This window comes from Arthrobacter sp. NPDC093128, assembly GCF_040683875.1.
GTDB lineage: Bacteria > Actinomycetota > Actinomycetes > Actinomycetales > Micrococcaceae > Arthrobacter.
Genome location: NZ_JBFBEY010000011.1, coordinates 72,090 through 93,777 on the forward strand (window position 1 = coordinate 72,090; position 21,688 = coordinate 93,777).

At 65.0% G+C, this 21,688-nt stretch carries 24 protein-coding genes; 10 read left to right on the forward strand and 14 right to left on the reverse strand.

Annotated features, from left to right (window positions below; all coding sequences use genetic code 11):
• Positions 1 to 179: 179 nt before the first annotated feature.
• The 6 genes from AB0N24_RS14360 to AB0N24_RS14385 all read right to left on the reverse strand — a co-directional run bounded on the left by AB0N24_RS14360 (position 180) and on the right by AB0N24_RS14385 (position 5,303).
• Complete coding sequence (locus AB0N24_RS14360) at positions 180 to 1,229, reverse strand: LacI family DNA-binding transcriptional regulator (RefSeq protein ID WP_364125347.1); 1,050 nt, start codon at positions 1,227 to 1,229, stop codon at positions 180 to 182.
• A gap of 69 nt (positions 1,230 to 1,298) precedes the next feature.
• On the reverse strand, positions 1,299 to 2,147 hold the full coding sequence (locus tag AB0N24_RS14365; RefSeq protein ID WP_364125350.1) for a PhzF family phenazine biosynthesis protein: 849 nt from the start codon (positions 2,145 to 2,147) through the stop codon (positions 1,299 to 1,301).
• A 222-nt stretch (positions 2,148 to 2,369) separates the two neighbouring features.
• Entirely contained in the window at positions 2,370 to 2,711 is a 342-nt protein-coding gene (locus AB0N24_RS14370) for an oxidoreductase (RefSeq protein ID WP_364125353.1), read from the reverse strand.
• 83 nt (positions 2,712 to 2,794) lie between these two features.
• Positions 2,795 to 4,213 carry an FAD-binding oxidoreductase gene (locus AB0N24_RS14375; RefSeq protein ID WP_364125356.1) on the reverse strand — a complete coding sequence of 473 codons (1,419 nt, stop codon included), beginning with the start codon at positions 4,211 to 4,213 and terminating at the stop codon, positions 2,795 to 2,797.
• 77 nt (positions 4,214 to 4,290) lie between these two features.
• Entirely contained in the window at positions 4,291 to 4,605 is a 315-nt protein-coding gene (locus AB0N24_RS14380) for an AzlD domain-containing protein (protein WP_364125360.1), read from the reverse strand.
• On the reverse strand, positions 4,602 to 5,303 hold the full coding sequence (locus AB0N24_RS14385) for an AzlC family ABC transporter permease (RefSeq protein WP_364125363.1): 702 nt from the start codon (positions 5,301 to 5,303) through the stop codon (positions 4,602 to 4,604). The genes AB0N24_RS14380 and AB0N24_RS14385 overlap by 4 nt, the downstream gene beginning before the upstream one ends.
• 65 nt (positions 5,304 to 5,368) lie before the next feature.
• Here AB0N24_RS14385 and AB0N24_RS14390 point away from each other — a divergent pair, with 65 nt between their 5' ends.
• Positions 5,369 to 5,929 carry an XRE family transcriptional regulator gene (locus tag AB0N24_RS14390; RefSeq protein ID WP_364125366.1) on the forward strand — a complete coding sequence of 187 codons (561 nt, stop codon included), beginning with the start codon at positions 5,369 to 5,371 and terminating at the stop codon, positions 5,927 to 5,929.
• On the opposite strand, the gene AB0N24_RS14395 is transcribed toward AB0N24_RS14390, so the two are convergent.
• Together AB0N24_RS14395 and AB0N24_RS14400 are read right to left on the reverse strand one after the other, a co-directional pair.
• A complete protein-coding gene (locus AB0N24_RS14395) occupies positions 5,907 to 6,077 on the reverse strand; it encodes an SMR family transporter (protein WP_364125368.1) in 171 nt (56 codons plus the stop codon). The two genes, AB0N24_RS14390 and AB0N24_RS14395, sit on opposite strands and share 23 nt — an antisense overlap.
• A gap of 31 nt (positions 6,078 to 6,108) precedes the next feature.
• Positions 6,109 to 6,747 carry an isochorismatase family protein gene (locus AB0N24_RS14400; protein WP_364125371.1) on the reverse strand — a complete coding sequence of 213 codons (639 nt, stop codon included), beginning with the start codon at positions 6,745 to 6,747 and terminating at the stop codon, positions 6,109 to 6,111.
• 133 nt (positions 6,748 to 6,880) lie between these two features.
• On the opposite strand from AB0N24_RS14400, the gene AB0N24_RS14405 reads away from it, so the two are divergent.
• Positions 6,881 to 7,846, forward strand: coding sequence for a helix-turn-helix domain-containing protein (locus tag AB0N24_RS14405; RefSeq protein ID WP_364125374.1), 966 nt, complete (start codon positions 6,881 to 6,883; stop codon positions 7,844 to 7,846).
• Between the two features lie 17 nt (positions 7,847 to 7,863).
• Here AB0N24_RS14405 and AB0N24_RS14410 read toward each other — a convergent pair whose 3' ends face one another.
• A complete protein-coding gene (locus tag AB0N24_RS14410) occupies positions 7,864 to 8,238 on the reverse strand; it encodes a DoxX family protein (protein ID WP_364125377.1) in 375 nt (124 codons plus the stop codon).
• 44 nt (positions 8,239 to 8,282) lie between these two features.
• Complete coding sequence (locus tag AB0N24_RS14415; protein ID WP_364125380.1) at positions 8,283 to 9,323, reverse strand: LLM class flavin-dependent oxidoreductase; 1,041 nt, start codon at positions 9,321 to 9,323, stop codon at positions 8,283 to 8,285.
• 95 nt (positions 9,324 to 9,418) lie between these two features.
• On the opposite strand from AB0N24_RS14415, the gene AB0N24_RS14420 reads away from it, so the two are divergent.
• Both AB0N24_RS14420 and dtd read left to right on the forward strand, forming a co-directional pair.
• Positions 9,419 to 9,913 (forward strand): MarR family winged helix-turn-helix transcriptional regulator, encoded by a 495-nt coding sequence (locus AB0N24_RS14420; RefSeq protein WP_364125383.1) that lies wholly within the window; start codon positions 9,419 to 9,421, stop codon positions 9,911 to 9,913.
• Positions 9,914 to 9,976: 63 nt separating this feature from the next.
• The gene (gene dtd, locus AB0N24_RS14425) at positions 9,977 to 10,429 is read left to right on the forward strand and encodes a D-aminoacyl-tRNA deacylase (protein WP_364125385.1); all 453 of its coding nucleotides are present in this window, start codon (positions 9,977 to 9,979) and stop codon (positions 10,427 to 10,429) included.
• 66 nt (positions 10,430 to 10,495) lie between these two features.
• Here the strand turns inward: dtd and AB0N24_RS14430 are convergent, their stop codons facing one another.
• Positions 10,496 to 10,663: a hypothetical protein gene (locus tag AB0N24_RS14430; protein ID WP_364125387.1), complete on the reverse strand. Its 168-nt coding sequence runs from the start codon at positions 10,661 to 10,663 to the stop codon at positions 10,496 to 10,498.
• Positions 10,664 to 10,901: 238 nt separating this feature from the next.
• Between AB0N24_RS14430 and AB0N24_RS14435 the strand changes: the two genes are divergently transcribed.
• From AB0N24_RS14435 to AB0N24_RS14445, 3 genes are read left to right on the forward strand one after another with little or no spacing between them, the layout of a single operon-like run.
• Complete coding sequence (locus AB0N24_RS14435; RefSeq protein ID WP_364125686.1) at positions 10,902 to 11,432, forward strand: LysR family substrate-binding domain-containing protein; 531 nt, start codon at positions 10,902 to 10,904, stop codon at positions 11,430 to 11,432.
• Between the two features lie 41 nt (positions 11,433 to 11,473).
• Positions 11,474 to 13,207 (forward strand): ABC transporter ATP-binding protein, encoded by a 1,734-nt coding sequence (locus AB0N24_RS14440; protein ID WP_364125390.1) that lies wholly within the window; start codon positions 11,474 to 11,476, stop codon positions 13,205 to 13,207.
• Positions 13,204 to 15,234 carry an ABC transporter ATP-binding protein gene (locus AB0N24_RS14445; protein ID WP_364125393.1) on the forward strand — a complete coding sequence of 677 codons (2,031 nt, stop codon included), beginning with the start codon at positions 13,204 to 13,206 and terminating at the stop codon, positions 15,232 to 15,234. Before AB0N24_RS14440 ends, AB0N24_RS14445 begins: the two co-directional genes overlap by 4 nt.
• Before the next feature lie 149 nt (positions 15,235 to 15,383).
• Here the strand turns inward: AB0N24_RS14445 and AB0N24_RS14450 are convergent, their stop codons facing one another.
• Positions 15,384 to 15,986, reverse strand: coding sequence for a TetR family transcriptional regulator (locus AB0N24_RS14450; protein ID WP_364125396.1), 603 nt, complete (start codon positions 15,984 to 15,986; stop codon positions 15,384 to 15,386).
• Positions 15,987 to 16,069: 83 nt separating this feature from the next.
• On the opposite strand from AB0N24_RS14450, the gene AB0N24_RS14455 reads away from it, so the two are divergent.
• Together AB0N24_RS14455 and AB0N24_RS14460 are read left to right on the forward strand one after the other, a co-directional pair.
• Positions 16,070 to 16,849 (forward strand): SDR family NAD(P)-dependent oxidoreductase, encoded by a 780-nt coding sequence (locus tag AB0N24_RS14455; RefSeq protein WP_364125688.1) that lies wholly within the window; start codon positions 16,070 to 16,072, stop codon positions 16,847 to 16,849.
• Positions 16,850 to 16,912: 63 nt separating this feature from the next.
• Positions 16,913 to 17,119: an ATP-binding cassette domain-containing protein gene (locus AB0N24_RS14460; RefSeq protein ID WP_364125691.1), complete on the forward strand. Its 207-nt coding sequence runs from the start codon at positions 16,913 to 16,915 to the stop codon at positions 17,117 to 17,119.
• A gap of 4 nt (positions 17,120 to 17,123) precedes the next feature.
• Here the strand turns inward: AB0N24_RS14460 and AB0N24_RS14465 are convergent, their stop codons facing one another.
• Together AB0N24_RS14465 and AB0N24_RS14470 are read right to left on the reverse strand one after the other, a co-directional pair.
• On the reverse strand, positions 17,124 to 17,882 hold the full coding sequence (locus tag AB0N24_RS14465; protein ID WP_364125399.1) for an SDR family NAD(P)-dependent oxidoreductase: 759 nt from the start codon (positions 17,880 to 17,882) through the stop codon (positions 17,124 to 17,126).
• Positions 17,879 to 19,282: a DUF6421 family protein gene (locus AB0N24_RS14470; RefSeq protein WP_364125402.1), complete on the reverse strand. Its 1,404-nt coding sequence runs from the start codon at positions 19,280 to 19,282 to the stop codon at positions 17,879 to 17,881. Before AB0N24_RS14470 ends, AB0N24_RS14465 begins: the two co-directional genes overlap by 4 nt.
• Before the next feature lie 795 nt (positions 19,283 to 20,077).
• Between AB0N24_RS14470 and AB0N24_RS14475 the strand changes: the two genes are divergently transcribed.
• On the forward strand, positions 20,078 to 21,634 hold the full coding sequence (locus AB0N24_RS14475; protein WP_364125405.1) for an amino acid permease: 1,557 nt from the start codon (positions 20,078 to 20,080) through the stop codon (positions 21,632 to 21,634).
• The last annotated feature ends 54 nt before the right edge of the window (positions 21,635 to 21,688 follow it).

The following is a 21,688-nucleotide window of genomic DNA, read 5'->3' on the forward strand; positions in this document are numbered from 1 at the left end:
CGGGTGGTGTATGCACATACAAAAGTGATCGATAACAAAGAAGTATGTTATCGATCACTATTTAAGTCAACGGCCCATTTTTTGAAGCCGACGACGGCGGGTCGGCTGTCCGGCGGTTGCGTCGCCGACGGCGGCGGGCTGGGTGAGCGGGCCCGCCGGGGCTGTTCGGAGGCCGGCTGCTAGCGGCGGGCCGGGCCTGTGGATTCGCGGATCACGAGGTCCATTAGCGGCAGCTTCTCGTCCTCCGCGGAGCCCTTGGGAGACTCCTTGCCCTGCACCACCGTCACCAGCTCGGTCATGGCCAGACGGCCCAGAGCCTCCAGGTCCATGCTCACGGTGGAGAGCGACGGCACCAGGAAGCGGGACTCGGGGAGGTCGTCCCAGCCGAACACGCTGATGTCCTCCGGGACTCTGAAGCCGCGTTCATGCAGGGCGCGCATCAGGCCGATGGCCATCTGGTCGTTGCCGGTGAACACCGCCGTCACGCCGGACTCCACCGGCAGGTTTAGCCCGGCGTCGTGGCCGGACTCGGCAGACCAGTCACCCTGGTATTCGCCCGCCGACGTGAGGCCGAGCTGTTCGACGGCCTCGAGGTAGGCGGCCCGCCTGTTCCTCGCGGATGGCCACTGCTCGGGGCCGGCCACGTGGAAGAATTTCCGGTGCCCCAGCGCTGCGAGGTGTTCCACGATCCGTGCGGCGGCGGCGCCGTCGGCCAGGGTGCCGCGGGCGCGCATCCGGTCGTCGTATTCGCCTGCGACCACCACGGGAAGTCCGGAGTGGGCGGCGTCCAGATGCTTCTGCATGCTACCGAGCGGGACGAAGGACAGCACACCGGCGAGCTGTTCGCTGCCGAGCAGGCTGAGGAGCCGGTTGGACCGGGTGGCCGCGGAGCCTTCCAGCGCGATGACGTCAACCAGGAAGCCTGCCTCGTGGGCTGCGGCGGCGGCACCGTTCAGCATCCGCACGGGGACGTACTGCGTGGCCTCCGGAACGATGATGACGATCCGGTAGACGCGCCGGGTCCGGAGGGACCTCGCCGCCATGTTGGGGCTGTAGTTGAGCTCCTCGATGGCTCTTTGGACCTTGGCAACAGTGGCCGCTTTGAGCCCTCCGTTGCCCCGGAGGTGCCGCGACACGGTCTGGTGTGAAACGCCGGCGAGCCGAGCCACCTCGTAGATGGTGGCCGGCTTGACCGGTCCCTGTCCATCCACGGTTTCGTCGGTTTCCACGGTGATTCCTTTGCAGTGTGCTGGCCAAGTTGGCTTGCTGTCAGGATAGCCGCGACCCGGCCGCCGTCCTCACAGCGAAACGCGGCCGCTCACCACGGTCCGGCTGGTCCCGCCGACCCAGATACTTTCGTCCTCGATGGTGACAGTCACTAGGCCGCCGCGTCCCAGGACGGTGCCTTGCTGGACGGTGTAATTGCCGTCCACTACTCCTTCGCTGAGGAGCCACTGCGCCAGCCCGGCGTTGAGGCTGCCGGTTACCGGGTCCTCGGGAACGCTGCAACCTGGCACGAACGCGCGGACCTCATAGTCCGCCGGACCGCCTTCGGCGTAGGCCCCGATGACGCCCGTGTTCAACGGGCCCATCACGGCGAAATCGGGCTCAAGCTCCAGAACCTGCTCGGCTGATTCCAGCCGGATTCCTATCCAGCCCGGGCCGTTGTCCACCCAGTTGCTGCCAAGGACCTGGGCGGCGTCGATGCCCAGGCTGGCGATGGCCTGTTCCAATAGCGCCGGTTCAACCGGGCCGGACCGGAAGAGCGGCGGTGCCGCGAAGGCCAGATCGCTACCGGTGCGGCGGATTTTCACCAGCCCTGCCTCACATTCCTGCACCAGCACCCCGTCGCGGCGTGCCTGGCCGCCCTTGTCCAGCCAGGCGTGGGCAGAGCCCAGCGTGGGATGCCCGGCAAACGGCAGTTCGGACGCCGGGGTAAAGATCCTCAGCTTGTAGTCCGCCTCCGGGTGGGTCGGCTTCTGCAGGAACGTGGTCTCCGACAGGTTGGTCCAGTTCGCGAAGCTCTGCATCTGTTCAGTGGACAGGCCTTCGGCGTCATGGACGACGGCGACCGGGTTGCCTGCCTTGGGCCCCGGGGCAAAGACGTCGACCTGGGAGAAGGGATATTCGTTCACAACGGTGGGCATGCTGGTCCGTCTCTGGATTTCGGGAAACTCCGCCGGGAGTACTTACCCGTCCACGGTAGGTGGCCGCGAAGCGGGCACACCATAGCCAATTCCGGAAAGTGGCCTTGTTCAGCCTTCGCCGAGCAGCCCGTCCCAGGACCACAGCGGGATGCGCAGCCCGTCGGGCACGTCGTCCGGGGAACGCTGGTACCGGGACATTGTGGTGTTCGTCGCCCAGGCGAATTAGTCGTGCAGCACTTTGCGGAGGGCGTTGTCGGCGGTGAGCCCGACGTCCGTCAGGGCTTGGTCGAAGCAGGCGGTTGCCCGCCGGTCCATCTCGTCGTGCGGACCGTTGCCGCTGTGGATCCGCACTACTGATGTCTCGTCGCCGTAGGAGCCCGAATAGTCCGGCGGGCCGCCCAAAGCCTCAGCCCAATAGGCAGCAAGCCGCATGCTGTGGTCGGTATGGAATCCGTGGCTGAAGGCATGGCTGACCACATCGTCGGCCATGACCCTGGCATGCCAGGCGTTGGCCAGGGCTAGGAAAAAGTCGGCACCGCCGGCCGCCTCATATACCGTCTGCATGCTGCAACGATGACACTCCGCACCCAAGCATGGAAGGTTCGGCATCCGGAATTCAACGGATGCCCCGGAACACGTGATGTTGGCTATACGCTCGGGCGGATGTTCTGGTTCGACCTGAATAGGTTGGTGGGGTCGTAAGCGGCTTTGACGGCGGCAAGACGATCATAGTTCGCCCCGTACGCGTCCCTGACCCTGCCCTCGCCTTCTTCACCCAAATCATTGACGTATACTCCGCCCGCCGCGAATGGCCGCATCGCCTCGAAGAAGGCTCGCGCCCAGCCAACGTTTCGCTCGGTCTCGGCCGGGTCCGCCCACTGTGCCAGGATGAGGAGTTCGCTCTGGCTCCGACGATGTGGAAATGCCGTGGCCGACGGGTCAACCCGGGCGGCCATTCCGTGGATTTGCTGCATACCGATGGCACTGTCCGGCGACGGCATTTCAGTCGCAAATTGCAGCAGGGTGTCGATGGCGCCGTCGGTGAGATCGGTGACGAAACGCGACTTCCAATAATGGTACCGACCGGACGGAAAGCCAGCATCATGCGCGCACTGGAGTGCGGAGTACGCTGTGGACGCGATTGAGTCGACAGTTGGGCCGAGGTCCCGGAGCGGACGGAGCGCCATGTCAGCTTCATGGTGCTCGCCGCTCCAGCAGACACCGACGCCGAAGACCGGGCGCCCCGATTCGTCACGCCCCAGACTCGCCGACATGGAGAGCCCGTCGGGACAGCCAGCGGCGAAACCGGGGTAGAACTGGAGGACCTCCCTCGTACGCTCGGCCGGGAACGAGAAACCACCGGCCAGCACAGGGCCGACAGGATGCAGCCGGTAAGTAAACGAGGTAACCGCGCCAAAGTTTCCTCCGCCTCCCCGGATCGCCCAGTAGAGGTCGGTGTCCCCTTCGGGGCTTGCCGTCACCAGGTTGCCGTCGGCCGTCACGATCTTGGCTGAGATCACGTTGTCGCACGCGAGCCCGTGCTTGCCGTTCAGCCAGCCGATCCCGCCGCCGAGGGTTAGGCCGGCGATACCGGTAACAGATACGACGCCCAGAGGTGTGGCAAGGCCAAATTGCTGGGTGGCGTAGTCGAGATCCGCCAGCAGCGCCCCGGCGCCAGCAACCGCGACGCGGCGTTTGGCATCTACCTGAACCCGGCTCATGCTTGAGCAGTCCAGCATGAGACCGCCGTCGCTGACGGCGCTTCCCGCCACGTTGTGACCGCCGCCTTTGATGGAGACTGGAAGGTTGTTTGCCCGGGCGAAAGTCACCGTACGCTGGACATCCTCGGCGCCGGCGGCGCGGACAATCGCGGCCGGCCGGCGGTCGATCATTGCATTGAAGACCTTCCTGGCATCGTCGTAAGGGTGATCTCCGGGACGGAACAGCGGGCCACGGAGGGTCGCGCTTAAGTCATCCAGGCGGGCTGGGTCCAGAGACGGGGAAGGGGTTTGGATCGCCACGAACGTCACCTTTCTGGATCCGGACGCCATCGTTCCGAAGGACATGCCGTCTCAGCGTGATCTCCCAACGTGCCATGAGCGTACGCCCCCTGCCCAGCCTGTCAATGGTCCGCGGACCGTCCTCAGCCCAGGCCCGCGAACCTGAGTCCGGCGGTCACTACGACGGCGGCACCGACAATTACCAGGAACGGCGCCTTGATCCAGCTGAGGACGGCGGCCACCGCCGCGCCGCCGATCAGCGCCCCGCCGGCCAGTTCGCCGTCGTGAAAGGTGCCGGACCGGGCGGCAACCGCCGCCAGCAGCACCACGGACGCCACCTCCAGAGTCCGCTGCAGGGCCGGGGACGGCTTCCACCGCTTGCGCAACAGCGGCCCGGTGGCCCGGAAGGCGTAGGTTCCTACGGCCAGGACGGCGATTGCCGCCAGAAGTTCAGTCATGAGGTCAGATCCGGTTCGGTTGTGGCGGGACGCCAGGGACGGGCGACGGCGACGGCGGCCAGGGAGAGCAGTTCCGGCAGTCCGGCGGGAAGGAACGACGCCGTTGCAACAGTGATTGCCGCGCCCAGCACGACCGCGGTGGTCAGGACAGCGCCGCCCGCCCGGGCCTTCGGAATGACCAGGGCGAGGATCATGGCGGGGAAGACGGCGTCGAGTCCCCAGCGGTCCAGGTCGCCGAGGAAGGCGCCGAGCCAGGTTCCCAGGGCTGTCCCGAGGGGCCAGACCAGGACAATGCCCACGCCGCACGCCCAGAATCCTAGGCGGCGCATGGCCGGGCTGCTTCCGGCGAGGGCAAAGGACGTGGATTCATCGTTTGTGGCGTGTGCGCCGAGGACGGAGGGGAGGCCGTGGCCCATGAGCGGGGCCACCTGAAAGCCGAAGGGAATGTGCCGGGCATTGACCAGCAATCCGGCCGCGGCCGCCAGCCATGGGCTGCCCCCGACTCCGATGATGGCAACGAACATCATCTCCGACGCGCCGGCCACCACTGCCACAGACAGAAGAACCGGGATCCACCAGGGCAGGCCGTAACCGATGGCCAGGGCGCCGTAGGAGATTCCGAGGATTCCTCCGGCCAGGCAGACCACCGCCACGGAGCGCAGGAGCGAATGCAGCTCTGTTCGGTTTATCGTATCCATGTTCAATAGAATGAACGCGTACACTGGTGACTGTCAAGCCGAACGATCGACCGATGGAGCGAACAGTGACCGAGCAGAGCAAAGCCCCGCTCAAGGCGATCGCGGCGGCCATCAAGCGTCACCGCGAGGCCGCCGGCCTGTCACTGACGGAAGCAGCCCGCCGCGCCCAGATTGCGAAGTCCACCCTGTCCCAGCTGGAATCCGGCGTCGGCAATCCCAGTGTTGAGACCCTGTGGGCGCTCGCGCTTGCTTTGGATGTTTCCTTCACAGACCTGGTGGATCCGCCGCGGGCCGGCGTGGTGATCATGCGGGTTGGTGAGGGCGAGCCGGTGCGCTCGGAGCACTCCGACTACGCCATCACGCTTTTGGCCCACGCCCCTGCCGGCTCGCGGCGGGACCTGTACAAGCTGGCGGCGGAGCCCGGGCCCGCCAGGGAGTCGGAACCGCACACGCCCGGGACGATTGAGCACGTCATTCTCACCGCCGGCTCCGCGAAGGTCGGCCCGTCAGGGTCCCCGGCCACGCTTCAGGCCGGTGATTACATCAGCTACCCCGGCGACGCGCCGCACATCTTCGAAGCGCTTGAGGCCGGGACGACGGCGATCATGATCCACGAACACCGCTAGGAGCGCGCAGCCCTGCGAGGAAACCGAAGGAAGCGGTGTAGCCGAGGACAACAACAATGAAGAAGGCAGGATCATCCAGGGCAGCCTTCAAGGAAAGGGACGCAGTCACCTCACTGAGGATCGCGCCGGCCAGAAGAATCCACTTCATTCAATAAGTCCTTGAGAGTTGTTGGTCTTGGTTATGCCTGGGGGACCAGCCGGGAGCCGGCCACCGCTGAGCTGCCGAGGTCACTCCGGGTCAGAGCCTGCCGGCTGTCCAGCGCCTCGGTCCATGCAGCAGTATCCGCCACGGCTGCCCAGTTCGAGTTCAGCAACGTCAGGAGTGTCGTGTGGACCGTCTTTGCGTCGGCGAAGCCTGCGTCGTTGGCGAGGTTGATCGCCCCGGTCGCATCTGAGAGAACCTCGGTGCTGAAGCCAAGGAACTCTGCCTCCACGGCTGAGGCGAGCACGCAGTTGTTGGTCATGTAGCCCGCCAGGGTGACCGTGTCGACGTCGTGCTGGCGCAGCCAGGCAGCGAGATCCGTATCGGCGTACACGGACCCGTACTGTTTGACCACCGACTTCCAGGCGGCGGTTTTGCGGCGTTCAATTTCCGGGTGCAGGTCGAACTCCGGCGTGCCGGGCGCAAAGACCGGCGCACCAACACCGGCGGAGTGCTGAATTACGGCGATGGGAATGCCCGCGGCAGTGGCAGCGTCCACTGCCCGCGCAATTGTGGGCAGCGACTCCTGGTGGGGCGGGTACTGGATCTCGAGCGGGCCGCCGAAGTACTGCTGCTGCACGTCGATGAGGATGAGGGCGCGGCGCGGGTTGGTCATGTTCTTGGTTCTCCTGATGGGTTGGGCCGCCTTCTGGCGACTTCTCCAGTCTTCCTGCTGCCGACGAAGGCCAACAGTGGCACGAAGGCGGATATACGATGGAATCGGGCCAATCTCCAGGAAGAGGTGCAGGATGAGGATCGCGGTCTACGCCTTCGACGGGGCAACCATGTTTCACCTTGCCGTTCCGCAGATGGTTTTTGACGAGGTGGCCCGCCAGGGCCTTGCCGGGTGGGAGACGGTCCTCTTTTCGGACCGGGCAGGCGAGATAACAACCGCTGAGGGGTATCGGCTGGGGGGAGTGAAGGGGCCCGAGGCCGCGGACAAGGCGGACATTGTGGTGGTGCCGTCGTGGTTCGACGACGGGCGCATGCTTGGTGATTCGCTGCGGCGTGTGCTCCAAGGGGCGCATGTCCGGGGCGTGCCGATTTTGGGGTTGTGCCTAGGCGCGATCCCGGTGGCGGACGCGGGGCTGCTCGCGGGGCGCCGGGCCGTCACGCATTGGCAGGCGTTCGATTCCCTTGCGGTGCGGCACCCCGATGTCCCGTTGGACCAGTCTGTGCTGTATATCGACCATGGTGACGTCCTGACATCGGCCGGCACCGCTTCTGCGCTGGACGCCTGCCTGCACGTGGTGCGCTCCCGGCTGGGGGCGGAAGCGGCGAACCAGGTGGCGCGCAGCCTGGTCATTGCTCCACACCGCGAGGGCGGTCAGGCGCAGTACATTGAGCGGCCCGTCCCGCCGAGCTCCACTGATGACCCGATCTCGCGGCTGCTTGAATGGGCCCTGGGCCGTCTGGGCGAACCCCTCACCATTGACCGGCTCGCGGTCCAGGCGCATTTGAGCCGCCGCACCTTTGTCCGTGCTTTCCGGGCAGCAACGGGGACGACGCCGGCAGCCTGGATCCGCGCCCGCCGCCTCGACGCCGCCCGGCGGCTGCTCGAGACCACCGACCTGCCGGTGGACCAGATCTCTGCCGACTGCGGATTCGGAAATACCGTCACGCTGCGCCAGAACTTCGCTGCCGCCTTTTCCACGACACCCACGGAATACCGTCGGCGCTTTGACACCCGGGTTGGTGCAGCCACTTCGCCCTAACCTTGAATGCGTAACAATCAGAAGCCGTACGGTCCGAATCGGGCGATGGCTACACCGGCGGCGAGGATGCCCAGGATTGCGTTGATGAGGACGCTGGGCTTTTCGCCGCGTCGGGCGTGCGTAATCGCAGCACCGACCATGAGGACGGCGAGCCCTGCGGCAGCCAGGGGAACCAGTACGGTAGCGATGTTGAGAAGCGCAGGGAGGACAAGCCCCAGCGCCGCGAGGACTTCCAAGCTGCCGATGCCCTTGACGGTACCGTCGGAGAAGTCCTCGGCCCATCCCTGGCCGGCGGCGGCCAACTTTGCCTTGGGCTGGGCGATTTTCATGGTTCCGGCGGCAAGGAAAAGAAGTGCCAAAACTGCTGTGACGATCCAGAGGGTGATGTTCATGGTGTTGTTCTTTCTCGGGGAATGATTGTTACTTGGGAGGGGTGTTATGCGCCTGCTGCGTGGCCGCTGTCAGCGAGGATTTCGCGGACCAGGGGAACCACTGTGCTGCCATAGAGTTCCACGGCTTTCAGCCGGGCGCTGATGGGCTGGGCTCCGGAGGTGAAGATAAGGTCAAAGCGCCCAATGTCCAGGGCTGCAACCGCGCGGGCGATCTTCTTGGCTACCGTTTCCGGGGAACCGATGTACATGGAGCCGTGCTCAATTTCCGCTTCAAAGTCTTCGCGGCGGACCGGCGGCCACCCCCGGAGTGCTCCGATGCGGTCCCGGACCACTTTGTAATGTGGCCAGAAGACCTCCTTGGCCTCGTTGTCGGTGTCTGCAATGAAGCCGGGGGAGTGCATCCCCACGGGCCAGGCCGTCGTTCCGAATTCTGCAGATGCCCGCTTGTAGAGGCCGATAAAGGGTGTAAACCGCTCCGGCTGGCCGCCGATGATGGCGAGCATCAGGGGGAATCCGTATTTCGCAGTCCGGACTACTGACTCGGGTGTACCTCCAACGCCTACCCAGGTCTTAAGGCCGTTTTCCGTCTTCGGGTACACATCGGCGTCGACCAATGGTGCCCGCATGGTGCCGTTCCAGGTGACCGGTTTCTCCTTGAGGAGTTGTGCGAAGAGTTCGATCTTCTCCTCAAACAGGACGTTGTAGTCCTTGAGGTCGTAGCCGAAGAGCGGAAAGGACTCCGTGAAGGATCCCCTTCCGAGAATGACTTCGGCACGCCCGTTGGACAGGGCGTCCACAGTGGCAAACCGCTGGAAAACCCGCACCGGATCGTCGGAACTGAGGACCGTTACGCCCGATCCCAAGCGGATCCGGGAAGTCACCGTAGCCATGCCGGCCAGTACCGTCTCCGGTGTTGACACCGAATACTCGGGGCGGTGGTGTTCTCCCACCGTGAAGACGTCCACGCCGAGCTGATCGGCAATGACGGCCTCGTCCACCAGCTGCCGGATGGCCCTGGCATGGCTGACGGGTACGCCGGCGTCGTCCAGGGGGACATCGCCAAAGGTATCCAAACCAAAGATCATGATCGCATCGCCTTCGTAATTGATATGTCAATTACTTAATTGACGCGTCAATCATCACCCGATATGGTTGACATGTCAAGCAAGGAGAAAATGACATGGAGCAGAGCAGCACGACCGGACGGCGGAGCCCCACTGCGGACGAGTTGGGCATCTGGCGCGCGTACGTGGAGACGAGCGAGGATATCCGCCAGGCGATGGCGGGAGGACTGCAGGCCACCTCAGGCATTTCCCCGGGTGACTACGCGGTTCTTCTGGCGCTGAGCGAGGCGGAAGAACACAGGATGAGGTCATCGGCGCTAGCTGAGGGCATCGGTTGGGAGCGGAGCAGGCTCTCCCATCATCTCGGGCGCATGGAAAGCCGCGGTCTCATCGACCGGAAAAAGTCCGGCCATGACAGCCGCGGGGCAGTGGTAGAACTGACTGATGAAGGCGCACGCATTTTCCGGGCATCGTCCGCCCCGCATCTTCGCCTTATTCGCCAGTTATTTATCGAGGCACTGACTCCGGAAGACATGGAAGACCTTGGCAGGATTGTGGGCAAGTTGCGGCAACACCTGAAAGAGGAAGTCGGCCTGACGGCCTCAAGCTGAGAGTTGGGGGCCGCACGCCTGACCCGCGCATAACCCGATGCCGGACTCCGTTAGGGTTGATCCGTGCGAGCCATCCTTCAGCGGGTCACCCAAGCCGAGGTCACCGTCGACGGCGAAACGGTGGGGTCAGTTAACCGCCCTGGACTCGTTGTCCTGGCCGGCGCCACCCACACGGACACCTTGGCCGATGCGGCGGCCCTTGCCGCCAAGATCTGGAACCTGCGGATCCTTGACGGCGAGAGGTCGTGTGCCGAGCAGAACGGCCCCCTGCTCGTGGTCAGCCAGTTCACGCTGTACGCGGACACGCGGCGGGGAAGGCGCCCGTCCTGGTCGGATGCGGCGCCAGCGGATACCAGCGAGCCCTTGATTGAACACCTGGTCGCTTCCCTGCGCGGCCTTGGGGCGGAGGTTTCCACCGGGCGGTTCGGGGCCATGATGCAACTGTCCCTGGTCAATGACGGACCGTTCACGATCAGCCTCGACACCGACGATTTTTCAGCTCCCCGCCGCGGCTGACATACCCATGCAGCCCAGCCCGATGGCAGAGACCTCCAGGCCGTTGGTACCAAGACTCCGCTTGTCCTAGAACATCGCGTCGATTTCCTTCGCCAGTTCCCTTGGGTGGTCAAGGAAGCCCATATGTCCGCCGGGCACCGTCCGGCGGGCCACTCCGGCAGCGGAAGCTATCCACTCTGCCGCCTCTACGAAGAACGGTGCGGTCTGTTCCGCGCTGAGAACCGCCAGCGGCACGCTCATTCCTGACAAGGCCTTCGGTTCGGGCCGCCAGGAGGCAAAAGCTCCGAACTCCGCTTCCAGCAGGACCCTGGCGTTTGGTCCGGAGTCCGTCGAGAAAGTCCGGCGGCAGCAGCGGGGCGGCGTCCCCTGCAGCGAACCGGACGAAGGCCTCGGCTCCGCCGGCAAGTCCACCAGCCTCCACGCCTGCCGCGATCACTGGCTGGACCGTAGCCATGGCGTCGTCGACGAACGGATCGGTGTGCTGACCCTGGAGACGGAGTCGATGGGGGTTGCGCTTCCGTCCGGTAGTCCGCTGGCAAAGCTGTCTGCCATCAGCCCCTCGGATCTGAGTGGTGAGGCCTTGATCTGGCTGCAGCGCGACGGCGACCCCGACGTTCGCGAGCGGGTACTGGGTTTGCTGGTGGACGGCGGGATGGTTCCGGGCCCGCACCGCTGGTCGCCGAGCATTGCCACCACCATGAGCCTGGTGGCCGCCGGCCCGGGAGTGTCCTTCAAAACACCGCATCAGGTGGTGCCGGGTGATCCGCCCGGAGTCGTGTGGCGCCCGTTTGCCGGGGTGTCACTTCCCATGCCCACGGTGCTGGTCTGGCTCCGGAACGGGGCCTCGCCGCTGACCACCCAGCTGGTGGCCCACGGCCGGCGGTACGTGGCGAAAAAACGTAAGGCAGCGCAGCCCTGCGGGGCGGTAAATACGCTCTGCGAGAACCGGCCGAAATTCTCCCCCAACAGCCCGCTGAACTCCCAGCCTCCGGACGTAAACTGACCTTCGCATCACGTTCCGTAAGCCCTGGACCAGGAGCCGCCATGCTCTGGAAACTGCTCGTTGAATACCTGAGGCCGCAGCGGCGGCTGCTGCTCGCCGTCGTGATTTTCCAGCTGGCGCAGTCCATCGCGTCCCTGTACCTGCCCACCCTCAATGCGGACATCATCGATGAGGGCGTGGCCAAGGGGGACACCGGCGTCATCCTCAGCCTGGGCGGCCTGATGCTGGGAATCACGCTGCTGCAGATCGCCTGCGCCGTGGTCGCCGTGTACTTCGGGGCCAAGGCCGCGATGAGTGTGGGCCGGGACCTGCGCGGCGCCATCTTCTCCCGCGTCGGGGAGTTCTCCGAGCAGGAAGTGACACGGTTCGGGGCGCCCAGCCTGATCACCCGGTCCACCAACGACGTCCAGCAGGTGCAGCAGCTGGTGCTGATGTCGGCCACCATGATGGTGGCCGCGCCCATGCTGAGCATCGGCGGCGTGATCATGGCCGTCCGGCAGGACGTGCAACTGTCCTGGCTTATCGCCGTCGCCGTGCCCGCCCTCCTGATCGGGGTGGGGCTCATCATCATCCGGATGGTGCCGCTGTTCCGGAAGATGCAGAAGCGGATTGACACCGTGAACCGGGTGCTCCGCGAGCAGCTCACCGGCATCCGGGTGGTGCGCGCCTTCGTCCGCGAGGACATCGAAACGGCCCGCTTTGCACGCGCCAACGAGGACGTCACGGACACCGCACTGCGGGCTGGCCGGCTGATGGCGCTCGCGTTCCCGGTGGTGATGCTGGTCCTGAACGTCTCCAGCGTGGCGGTGATCTGGTTCGGCTCGTTCCGGATCCAGGACGGCTCCATGCAGGTGGGCACGCTCATCGCCTTCCTCAGCTACCTGATGCAGATCCTGATGTCCGTCATGATGGCCACCTTCATGGCCGTGATGATCCCGCGCGCCGCCGTCTCGGCGGACCGGATCGGCGAGGTGCTGCGCACCGAGTCCAGTGTCCGGCCACCGGCCAGCCCGGTGAGCAGCGCCGTCCGCCGCGGGGAACTGGAAATGCTCGACGCCGGATTCGCCTACCCGGGTGCCGACCAGCCCGTCCTCTCCGGGATCAGCTTCACGGCCAGGGCAGGGCAGACGACGGCGATCATCGGCAGCACCGGCGCGGGCAAGACCACGCTGGTGAACCTTATGCCGCGGCTGTTCGACGCCACCACCGGCTCGGTGCGGATCGACGGCGTGGACGTGCGCGAGCTGCACCCGGACCTGCTCTGGGGCCACATCGGCCTGGTGCCGCAGAAGCCCTACCTGTTCAGCGGCACCGTCCGCAGCAACCTGCTGTACGGCAAGCCGGACGCCACCGAGGAGGAGCTCTGGGACGCCCTGGGCATCGCGCAGGCGCGCGACTTCGTCGAGGACATGGAGGGCGCCCTGGATGCGCCCATCTCCCAGGGCGGAACCAACGTCTCCGGCGGCCAGCGGCAGCGGCTCGCCATCGCCCGGGCACTGGTGAAACGGCCCGAGCTGTACATCTTTGACGACTCGTTCTCCTCGCTGGACACCGGCACCGACGCCCGGCTCCGCCAGGCCCTCAAACGCAGCACCGCCGGCGCCACGTTGGTGATCATCGCCCAGCGGGTCTCCAGCATCGCGGACGCGGACCAGATATTAGTGCTCGACGATGGCAGGATCGTGGGGCGGGGAACGCACGGTGAGCTGCTGGAGACATCGGAGACGTACCGGGAGATCGTCTCGTCCCAGCTGGCAGCGGAGGAGACGGTATGAGCACCCGGAACCGGCCGGCTTCCAACACAGCTGCCCCCGGCGGAACCGCACCCGGCTCTAAAGCCGGGACTGCCGACGTCGTACGCATTCCCCGCCCGGGGCGTGGACCGGGCCAGGGCGGACCGTTCGGCGGGATGAACATCCCGGCGGAGAAGGCGATGAGCTTCGGGCCGTCGGCGAAACGGCTGTTGGGCACGCTCCGGCCGGAGCGGTCGTGGCTGCTGCTGGTGCTGGTCATGGGCATCGCCAGCGTGGCGCTCTCGGTGATCGGGCCGCGGCTGCTGGGGGAGGGCACCAACCTGATCTTCGCCGGCGTGGTGTCGCGGGAGCTTCCCGCCGGGGTGAGCAAGGAGCAGCTGATCGCGCAGCTGCGGGCTGCGGGGGAGAACCAGAAGGCGGACATGCTGACGCCCATGGCGCTGACGCCCGGCGCGGGGATCGACTTCGCGGCGCTGTCCAGCGTGCTGATGTGGGCGCTGGTGCTGTACGTGCTGGCGTCGGCGTTTATGTGGGTGCAGGCGTATGTGCTGAACGGGGTGGTGCAGCGGACGGTGTTCGGGCTGCGCGGGGACATCGAGGCGAAGATCAACCGGCTGCCGCTGCGGTATTTCGACTCCATCCAGCGCGGCGAGCTGCTGAGCCGGGTGACGAACGATGTGGACAACATCTCGCAGAGCCTGCAGCAGTCCATCAGCCAGGCGGTCACGTCGGTGCTGACCGTGGTAGGCGTGCTGGTGATGATGGTGATCCTCTCGCCCACGCTGGCACTGATCGCGCTGGTGACGGTGCCGCTGACGCTGGGGATCACGGCGCTGATCGCCAAGCGCTCGCAGAAGCTGTTCGTGGCGCAGTGGAAGCACACGGGGGAGCTGAACGGGCAGATCGAGGAGACGTACACCGGGCATGCGCTGGTGAAGGTGTTCGGCCGGCAGCGCGAGGTGGAGGAGCGGTTCCGGCAGAAGAACGTGGAGCTGTATGACGCGAGCTTCGGCGCACAGTTCATTTCCGGGCTGATCATGCCGGCCATGACGTTCATCGGGAACCTGGTGTACGTGGGGATCGCGGTGGTGGGCGGCCTGCAGGTGGCGACCGGTGCGATGCAGCTGGGTGACGTGCAGGCGTTCATCCAGTACTCGCGCCAGTTCACCATGCCGCTGGCGCAGCTGGGGTCCATGGCCAACCTGCTGCAGTCCGGGGTGGCGTCCGCCGAGCGGGTGTTCGAGCTGCTGGATACGGATGAGCAGTCGCCGGATCCTTCTCCTGGTTCTTCGCCCGACGGCGGGCGGGGGCGGCTGGTGTTCGAGAACGTCTCGTTCTCCTATTCGCCGGACAAGCCGCTGATCTCTTCTCTCAGTCTCGTGGCCGAGCCCGGGCAGACGGTGGCGATTGTCGGCCCGACCGGGGCGGGCAAGACGACGCTGGTGAACCTGATGATGCGGTTCTACGAGATTGATGCGGGGCGGATAACGCTCGACGGCGTGGACGTCACCGCGATGACGCGGTACGAGCTGCGCTCGCGGCTGGGCATGGTGCTGCAGGATACATGGCTGTTCGGCGGATCGATCCGGGACAACATCGCGTACGGCCGGCCTTCAGCTTCGGAGGACGAGATCCTGGAGGCCGCGCGGGCGACGTACGTGGACCGGTTCGTGCATTCGCTGCCGGAGGGCTACGACACCGTGTTGGAGGACGAAGGCTCCAACGTGTCCGCCGGCGAGAAGCAGCTGCTCACGATTGCGCGCGCGTTCCTTGCACGGCCGTCGGTGCTGATCCTGGACGAGGCGACTTCTTCCGTGGATACGCGGACCGAGGTGCTGGTGCAGAAGGCGATGAGTGCCTTGAGGTCCGACCGGACGAGCTTCGTGATCGCGCACCGCCTGTCCACGATCCGCGATGCCGACCTCATCCTGGTGATGGAGGCCGGCCAGATCGTGGAGCAGGGGACGCATGCTTCGTTGTTGGAGGCGGGTGGGGCTTATGCGCGGCTGTACGAGGCGCAGTTCGCGGCTCCGGTGGCGGAGGTCTGAGGGAAGACAAAATTTCCTATGCCGACTTCGAGATGGAGACGGGTATCAGTCTCCGCGCGGCTCAACTTTACGTAAGGTGAAATATCGGCCGTCGTAGAGTTTCTGACTGCGGCCCCAGTCGAAGCGACTGCGCCGATTAGCAATCCCTGTCACTCCGGCACCCGCAGCACCTCAACAGCAGCCACCAAATAAGACACCGGATCCTGATCCGTCCCCGCCGCCCACCGCATCCAGGCCTCAAACGTCGCGCCCATGAACGCGGCGCACAGATACCCGGCAACGTCCTCGCTAACACCCGCCGAAACCAAGTAGGCCCGGGCCCGCTCGCGCTGCGGCGCCAGGGACTCGTAGCTCCGGCTGGCCAGCTCGGGATGCTCGGCAATCAGCCGCAGCCGCCCGCGGGTCACCGCCAAGTCAGGAATAACAGCAGCCCCGGCGAGAGCCGCCTCGCGCAGCCCCGCCAGGACGTCGCCGCCGGCCCCGCCCCCAACGCGGGCTGACTCCAGGACCCGACCCGACGCCTCGACCACCGGGTCCATGCCGCCCCAGACAAGCTCGGCCTTGTTCGAGAAGTAGCGGTACAGGCTCTTGCGTCCGATCCCCGCCGCGCGCGCGATGTCCTCCATGGAGGTCTGCTCGTAGCCGCGCTCGGCGAAAAGTCGCAGCGCAATGGCAGCGACGGCGTCGGGATCAATCGTCACCGGGCGCCCGGTGGGGCGCGGAACGGCAGTCGTCACATCTTCCGAAGGCATCCCACCAGTATTCACCCTTACATAATGACACAGAGTGTCATAAGGTGGATCGCATCACCCTCAGCAACGTCTGGAAGGACATCATGGGCAACGAAGCTTCATGGCAGGAAGCCACCACCAACGGCCGCTTCGCCGGCAAAACCGTCATCGTCACCGGCGCCGCCTCCGGCATCGGCCAGGCCACCGCCCTGCGCATCGCCAAGGAAGGCGGCCGCGTCATCGCCGCTGACATCAGCAAGGAACGCCTGGACGCCTTGGTGGAAGAAAATAAAGGACTGGACCTGGTCCCGGTGGCCGGCGACATCTCCACCGAAGAGACCGTGGCCGCCGTCCTCGCTGCTGCCGGCGGACGGGTGGACGCACTGGCCAACGTCGCCGGCATCATGGACAACTTCGCCCCCATCCACGAAGTGGACGACGAGCTCTGGGACCGTGTCTTCCGGATCAACGTCACCGCCCTGATGCGCCTTACCCGCGCCGTGGTGCCGCTGATGCTCGACGCCGGGACCGGCTCCGTGGTCAACGTCGCCTCCGAGGCCGGCCTGCGCGGTTCCGCCGCCGGCGCGGCCTACACCGCGTCCAAGCACGCAGTCGTCGGCCTGACGAAGAACTCGGCCGTGATGTACGGACCCAAGGGCCTGCGCTTCAACGCCGTGGCCCCCGGCCCTACCATCACCAACATCGTGGCCAACTGGGGATCCCAGCTCGCGGCCGAACGACTCGGCCCGCTAATGCAGGCCACCGTCCCCACACCCGCCACCGCGGCGCAGCTCGCCGCCTCCATCACGTTCCTGCTCAGCGACGACGGCACCAACGTCAACGGCGCCATCCTCGCCTCCGACGGCGGCTGGTCGGCTCTGTAGGGGAGCGGCGCCAAACGCACACGGACGACGGCGGGAGGTCCCGCCGTCGTCCGCTCACCGTCGCTGCGTACAGCGGATGCTCACGTCGAAGAGGCTCCCACCGGGGCCGGCAAGACCACGCTGGTGAACCTGATGATGCGGTTTTACGAGATTGATGCCGGGCGGATATCGCTCGACGGCGTGGATGTCACCTCGGTAGCCCGGTATGCCGGGTCGTGCAGGCGTCCCGCCAGTCCCTGCGCGAGACGCCTGCTTTGGTATCAAGGCTGACGCTTTATACCGGTGCGCCGACGAGGTGGCCGGCCGTGAGGGGCAGGCGCCGCCCGTTGATCTGTTCTGCCTCCAGGTGGAAGATCCGCTGTACAGCGTCGGCAAGGACACTGACATCGGTGAAGCCCGGAAATTTCCGTTCCGGCTGGGCTGCGCGCATCCGGTCATCGACCAGGGCCTTCACGACGAAGACCAGGGCGGCTGAATGTTGGGCGGAGAGGGGGCTTTCATTTCCTCCCTGCACCTGCCGGAATCCGTCGGCCACGGCCAGGGTCCATGCCTCGGCGGCGGACTTGACGGCGGCATAGGCGGCGCCGTCCGCTGTCGGCGAGGAAGCGGACTGCGCGGAAACAACGGCCAGACGACCCACAGGGGAGCCAGCCAAGTCATCGTAAAACGCGCGGCTGGTGTTCCTCAGGGTGGTGAGGACACTGGTGTGCAGGAAGTCCCAGTCTTCATCCGTCTGGCCCTTAAGGCCTGTGCCGCCTCGCCACCCTCCTACAAGATGGATAAGGCCGTCCACGGGACCCAGATCGGTCCGGACAGACGCCGCCAAGTCCTCAACGGCTTGCAGGTCCGCGAGGTTGCAGACATAGCCCGTAACGTTGTCGTACGCTACCGAGAGCTCCTGCACTCGGTCCTCAAGAATGTCCACGGCGGCTACGCGTGCCCCTGCTTGCGACAGGGTGCGGACTACTGCGACGCCGGCTGCGCTTGTCGAACCGGCGACGACGACCCTACGCCCCGAGAGGTCCTGGCTCATGCGCCCGCCTCGCCCTCAGTCTTGACAGGGCTCTTACCGGTGATTCCTGCAGTTGAGTCAATAAGAGGGCGCATCTTCTTCTCCAGTGCTTCGTAGAACATCGACAGGGGGAATTCGTCATCAAGGATCTGGTCCGTCAGATCCCGGGGCGGGCCGTCGAGCCGAAGGGCCTCCGGTCCCTTGGCCCACACGGAGGCGGGGTGGGGGGTGAGGGTTTCCGAGACGAGCTCGTAGGCAGCCAGCCAGTGTGCGGTCTTCGGCCGGTCGATTGAACGCCAGTAGAGTTCCTCGATGCGGAGACCCAGCTCGACGACCACGCCGGGGACGTCCTTCCAGTCGATGCTCAACTTGCCATCGGTCCAGTGCAGGACCCGGTGCTGGTGCATCCATGCGAACAGCAATTGGCCGCCCACGGCGTCGTAGTTACGGACCCGGTTCCCGGTAATCGCGAAGCGGAAGATGCGGTCGAAGATCACGGCGTACTGGACCAGCTTGGCGTGCTTGCGGGCGTCCTCGGAAGCCGTTTCGTCCCGCTCGATGAGGACTGATTCGCGGAAGGCGGTCAGGTCGCAGCGGAGCTCTTCCAGGGAGTACAGGAAATAGGGCATCCGCTGCTTGATCATGAAGGGGTCAAAGGGCAGGTCACCGCGCATGTGGGTCCGGTCATGGATCAGATCCCACATCACGAAGGTCTTCTCCGTGAGGTGCTGGTCGTCGATGAATTCCGCGGCGTCAGCCGGCAGGTCCAGGGAAGTGATGTCGGCAGCAGCTTTTAGGACGCGACGGAACCGGGCAGCTTCGCGGTCCGCGAAAATGCCTCCCCAAGTGAAGGAATGGGTGCTCCGGACCGCTACGCTCTCGGGGAAGAGAACTGCGGAGTTCGTGTCATAGCCGGGCGTGAAATCGACGAAGCTGATGGGGACGAACAGCTTGTTGGAGTAGTTTGCGGCCTCCAGCTCAGCCACGAATGAAGGCCAAATGACCTCGATGAGGACGGCCTCGAAGTAGCGGTTGGTGCTGCCGTTCTGCGTGTACATGGGGAACACAACCAGGTGCGGTAGCCCGTCGATGCGCCACTGCTCGGGGTGGAAGGCTACCAATGAGTCGAGGAAATCCGGTACGACGAAGCCCTCGGACGCCCACCGCTGGATGTCCTGCACGAGCAGTTCAAGGTAGTCCCTGTCGTGGTGGAGGTGGGGGCGCAGATCGTTGATTGAGTCAGTAATGATGCCGACATTCTGGCGGGCCTGGTCATGGTCAGCGGGTTCCGGAACGGAACCGTCCTGCACTTGAACCTGCTGCAGCCCGATGACGGCTGCCTTCAGAGCCTGCCATGCGGGGAGCGCCTTGATGTCGTCTGCCCGGGTGGTTGTCACCGCCGGGTTTGCGATTACAGACATGCTCGTTCCTTCCGTTGAGGGGATTCCTGAAGAAGCTAGCAGTGCGTAAGCATCCGTGAAGGATTCTTCCCGCATGAATAAGAAATACTTTTGCTCGGTGCCCGCTCTTCTGGGCAATGCCTGCGTTTGACCTTAGGGTCGGGTGTCTTTAGGCCATCCCAGAACGGGCGCGTCACGATTGAATAAGCAGCGCTATCGGGACGATCCGAGGTTCAGTTCCTGCCATTCGTGCCATCAGTGGCTGGCCTTGGCCGTAAGGCCGGACCGGCGCCGCTGCGGTCGCTGGTTCAAATTCCCGCTGATACCTAACGCCAACTGGCTGCCATAGCAGATCATCAGGGTTGCTTAACCACAGGACGGCATTAGATCAGCAACTCTTGCGCTCAGATTGGACTGCCACGGCTTATGCGTAAGGACTTGACCTGTCGGACGTGCAACATTCGCCGCGCCAAATGTCGCTTCCGTTGCCTGTGTTAGCTTGATCACCATCCTTCCGGCCCGAGGGCTTCGGAAGGCCCAAATTCACCGCAGCTACCTTTTCGGAGGCACCATGGGACTTGGCTCCCACACGCAATTAAGTGATCGGGCAATTGCTACCGACACCCCTGAAACCGGTCTTTGCTCCGGTTCAGGACTGTTTCTTAGCTCGGGGTCCACAACCACGCAGGCAGCACCGCGCGGGGACGCGATGGCCTATCTGCTCGACACGGCAGTCGCAGAAGCCTGCACCGGTCGAGCCGCTAGTGGCACCCGGAACCCCACCCGGCCCGCAACGATATCCAAGGGTGGTGCTGCATGACACCACCGAGCGGAACTCTCGCAGAAACCAAGCCCGATGGAGCAGAGGGGTCTTCCCTTGCGATAGCGGCAGATCACGCTTCCGGCGAATCCACCAACGAACTCAAGCGCGGGCTAAACCCCCGCCACCTGCAGATGATCGCCATCGGCGGTGCGATCGGTACCGGGCTGTTTGTGGCCTCGGGCAGCACCATTTCCCAGGCGGGTCCCGGCGGTGCGCTGGCAGGCTACGCGCTGGTCGGGCTGATGGTATTCCTGCTGATGCAGTCACTGGGCGAGATGTCGGCCAAAATACCGGTTGCCGGTTCGTTCCAGTCCTTTGCCACCCGTTTCGTCTCCCCGTCCTTTGGGTTCGCGATCGGCTGGAACTATTGGTTCAACTGGGCCATCACGGTGGCCGCAGAGCTGGTCGCGGCCGGAATCATCATGGACTTCTGGTTCCCGGGGGTCCCAGGATGGGTGTGGGCGGGGATCTTCCTGCTGGTTCTGACCGGGCTCAATGCCCTCTCGGCCAAGGCCTTTGGTGAGTCGGAGTTCTGGCTCTCACTGATCAAGGTCAGCGCAGTGGTGCTCTTCCTGATCGCCGGCGTGCTGATGATTTTCGGCATCCTCGGGGATAACTCTCCGGGACTGAGCAACTGGGAAAACCGCGATGACGTGTTCCACGGGGGTTGGGTCTCGATCATCTCGGTCTTCATGGTTGCCGGGTTCTCCTTCCAGGGCACCGAGCTCGTAGGAGTCGCCGCCGGCGAAGCGAAGGACCCGCGCCGCGAGGTGCCGAAGGCCATCCGCACTGTCTTCTGGCGCATCATGCTTTTCTACATTGGCGCCATCTTTATCATCGGCTGCCTCATCCCGTTCACCGATCCGAGCCTGCTGGCCTCCGGTGAGTCCGATATTGCATCATCGCCCTTTACCCTGGTCTTCTCTCGCGCCGGAATCGCCTTCGCTGCGGCCTTGATGAACGCCGTGATCCTGACCGCAATCCTGTCCGCGGGCAACTCCGGACTATATGCCTCCACTCGGATGCTTTACGCAATGGCCCATGATGGCATGGCCCCGAAGATCTTCGGCCGACCCAACGCGCGTGGTGTACCGATCGCGGCGTTGCTCGCGACGGCGGCCGTGGGACTCTTCGGGTTCCTCTCCGCGATCGTGGGGCAGGGTGCAGCCTATTCCTGGCTGCTGAACATGTCGGGCCTATGCGGCTTCATCGTCTGGGCGGGAATCGCGGTCTCCCACTACCGTTTCAGGCGCGGCTTCCTGGCCCAGGGAAACAAAGTCAGCGACCTGCCGTACAAGGCATCTCTGTTCCCCATTGGCCCACTGCTGGCCTTCGCCCTGCTCATACTGGTCATCGCGGGACAGAACTACGAGGCTGTGCTTGCCGGACGGTCCGTGGAGGTGCTTTCCTCCTACATCGGGTTGCCGGTCTTCATCGTTCTATGGCTGGGTCACCGCTACATCACCAAGTCCAAAGTAGTGCCGCTGCTCGAGATGGATCTCACGGCACCTAAGGACGTCGAGGACGAACTTAGGGGCGCCACCCGGTAACCATGCTCCTCGGGCTACCCCACGCATTGCGGAGACCGCGGTAGTTGAGGGGTC

What these genes read in the sequence shown, in the direction of transcription:
- AB0N24_RS14365 (WP_364125350.1), bottom strand. Translation starts at nt 2,147, where the DNA reads ATGCCCACCGTTGTGAACGAATATCCCTTCTCCCAGGTCGACGTCTTT.
- AB0N24_RS14370 (WP_364125353.1), bottom strand. Translation starts at nt 2,711, where the DNA reads ATGCAGACGGTATATGAGGCGGCCGGCGGTGCCGACTTTTTCCTAGCC.
- AB0N24_RS14375 (WP_364125356.1), bottom strand. Translation starts at nt 4,213, where the DNA reads ATGTCCTTCGGAACGATGGCGTCCGGATCCAGAAAGGTGACGTTCGTG.
- AB0N24_RS14380 (WP_364125360.1), bottom strand. Translation starts at nt 4,605, where the DNA reads ATGACTGAACTTCTGGCGGCAATCGCCGTCCTGGCCGTAGGAACCTAC.
- AB0N24_RS14385 (WP_364125363.1), bottom strand. Translation starts at nt 5,303, where the DNA reads ATGGATACGATAAACCGAACAGAGCTGCATTCGCTCCTGCGCTCCGTG.
- AB0N24_RS14395 (WP_364125368.1), bottom strand. Translation starts at nt 6,077, where the DNA reads ATGAAGTGGATTCTTCTGGCCGGCGCGATCCTCAGTGAGGTGACTGCG.
- AB0N24_RS14400 (WP_364125371.1), bottom strand. Translation starts at nt 6,747, where the DNA reads ATGACCAACCCGCGCCGCGCCCTCATCCTCATCGACGTGCAGCAGCAG.
- AB0N24_RS14405 (WP_364125374.1), top strand. Translation starts at nt 6,881, where the DNA reads ATGAGGATCGCGGTCTACGCCTTCGACGGGGCAACCATGTTTCACCTT.
- AB0N24_RS14410 (WP_364125377.1), bottom strand. Translation starts at nt 8,238, where the DNA reads ATGAACATCACCCTCTGGATCGTCACAGCAGTTTTGGCACTTCTTTTC.
- AB0N24_RS14415 (WP_364125380.1), bottom strand. Translation starts at nt 9,323, where the DNA reads ATGATCTTTGGTTTGGATACCTTTGGCGATGTCCCCCTGGACGACGCC.
- AB0N24_RS14420 (WP_364125383.1), top strand. Translation starts at nt 9,419, where the DNA reads ATGGAGCAGAGCAGCACGACCGGACGGCGGAGCCCCACTGCGGACGAG.
- AB0N24_RS14440 (WP_364125390.1), top strand. Translation starts at nt 11,474, where the DNA reads ATGCTCTGGAAACTGCTCGTTGAATACCTGAGGCCGCAGCGGCGGCTG.
- AB0N24_RS14445 (WP_364125393.1), top strand. Translation starts at nt 13,204, where the DNA reads ATGAGCACCCGGAACCGGCCGGCTTCCAACACAGCTGCCCCCGGCGGA.
- AB0N24_RS14450 (WP_364125396.1), bottom strand. Translation starts at nt 15,986, where the DNA reads ATGCCTTCGGAAGATGTGACGACTGCCGTTCCGCGCCCCACCGGGCGC.
- AB0N24_RS14455 (WP_364125688.1), top strand. Translation starts at nt 16,070, where the DNA reads ATGGGCAACGAAGCTTCATGGCAGGAAGCCACCACCAACGGCCGCTTC.
- AB0N24_RS14465 (WP_364125399.1), bottom strand. Translation starts at nt 17,882, where the DNA reads ATGAGCCAGGACCTCTCGGGGCGTAGGGTCGTCGTCGCCGGTTCGACA.
- AB0N24_RS14470 (WP_364125402.1), bottom strand. Translation starts at nt 19,282, where the DNA reads ATGTCTGTAATCGCAAACCCGGCGGTGACAACCACCCGGGCAGACGAC.
- AB0N24_RS14475 (WP_364125405.1), top strand. Translation starts at nt 20,078, where the DNA reads ATGACACCACCGAGCGGAACTCTCGCAGAAACCAAGCCCGATGGAGCA.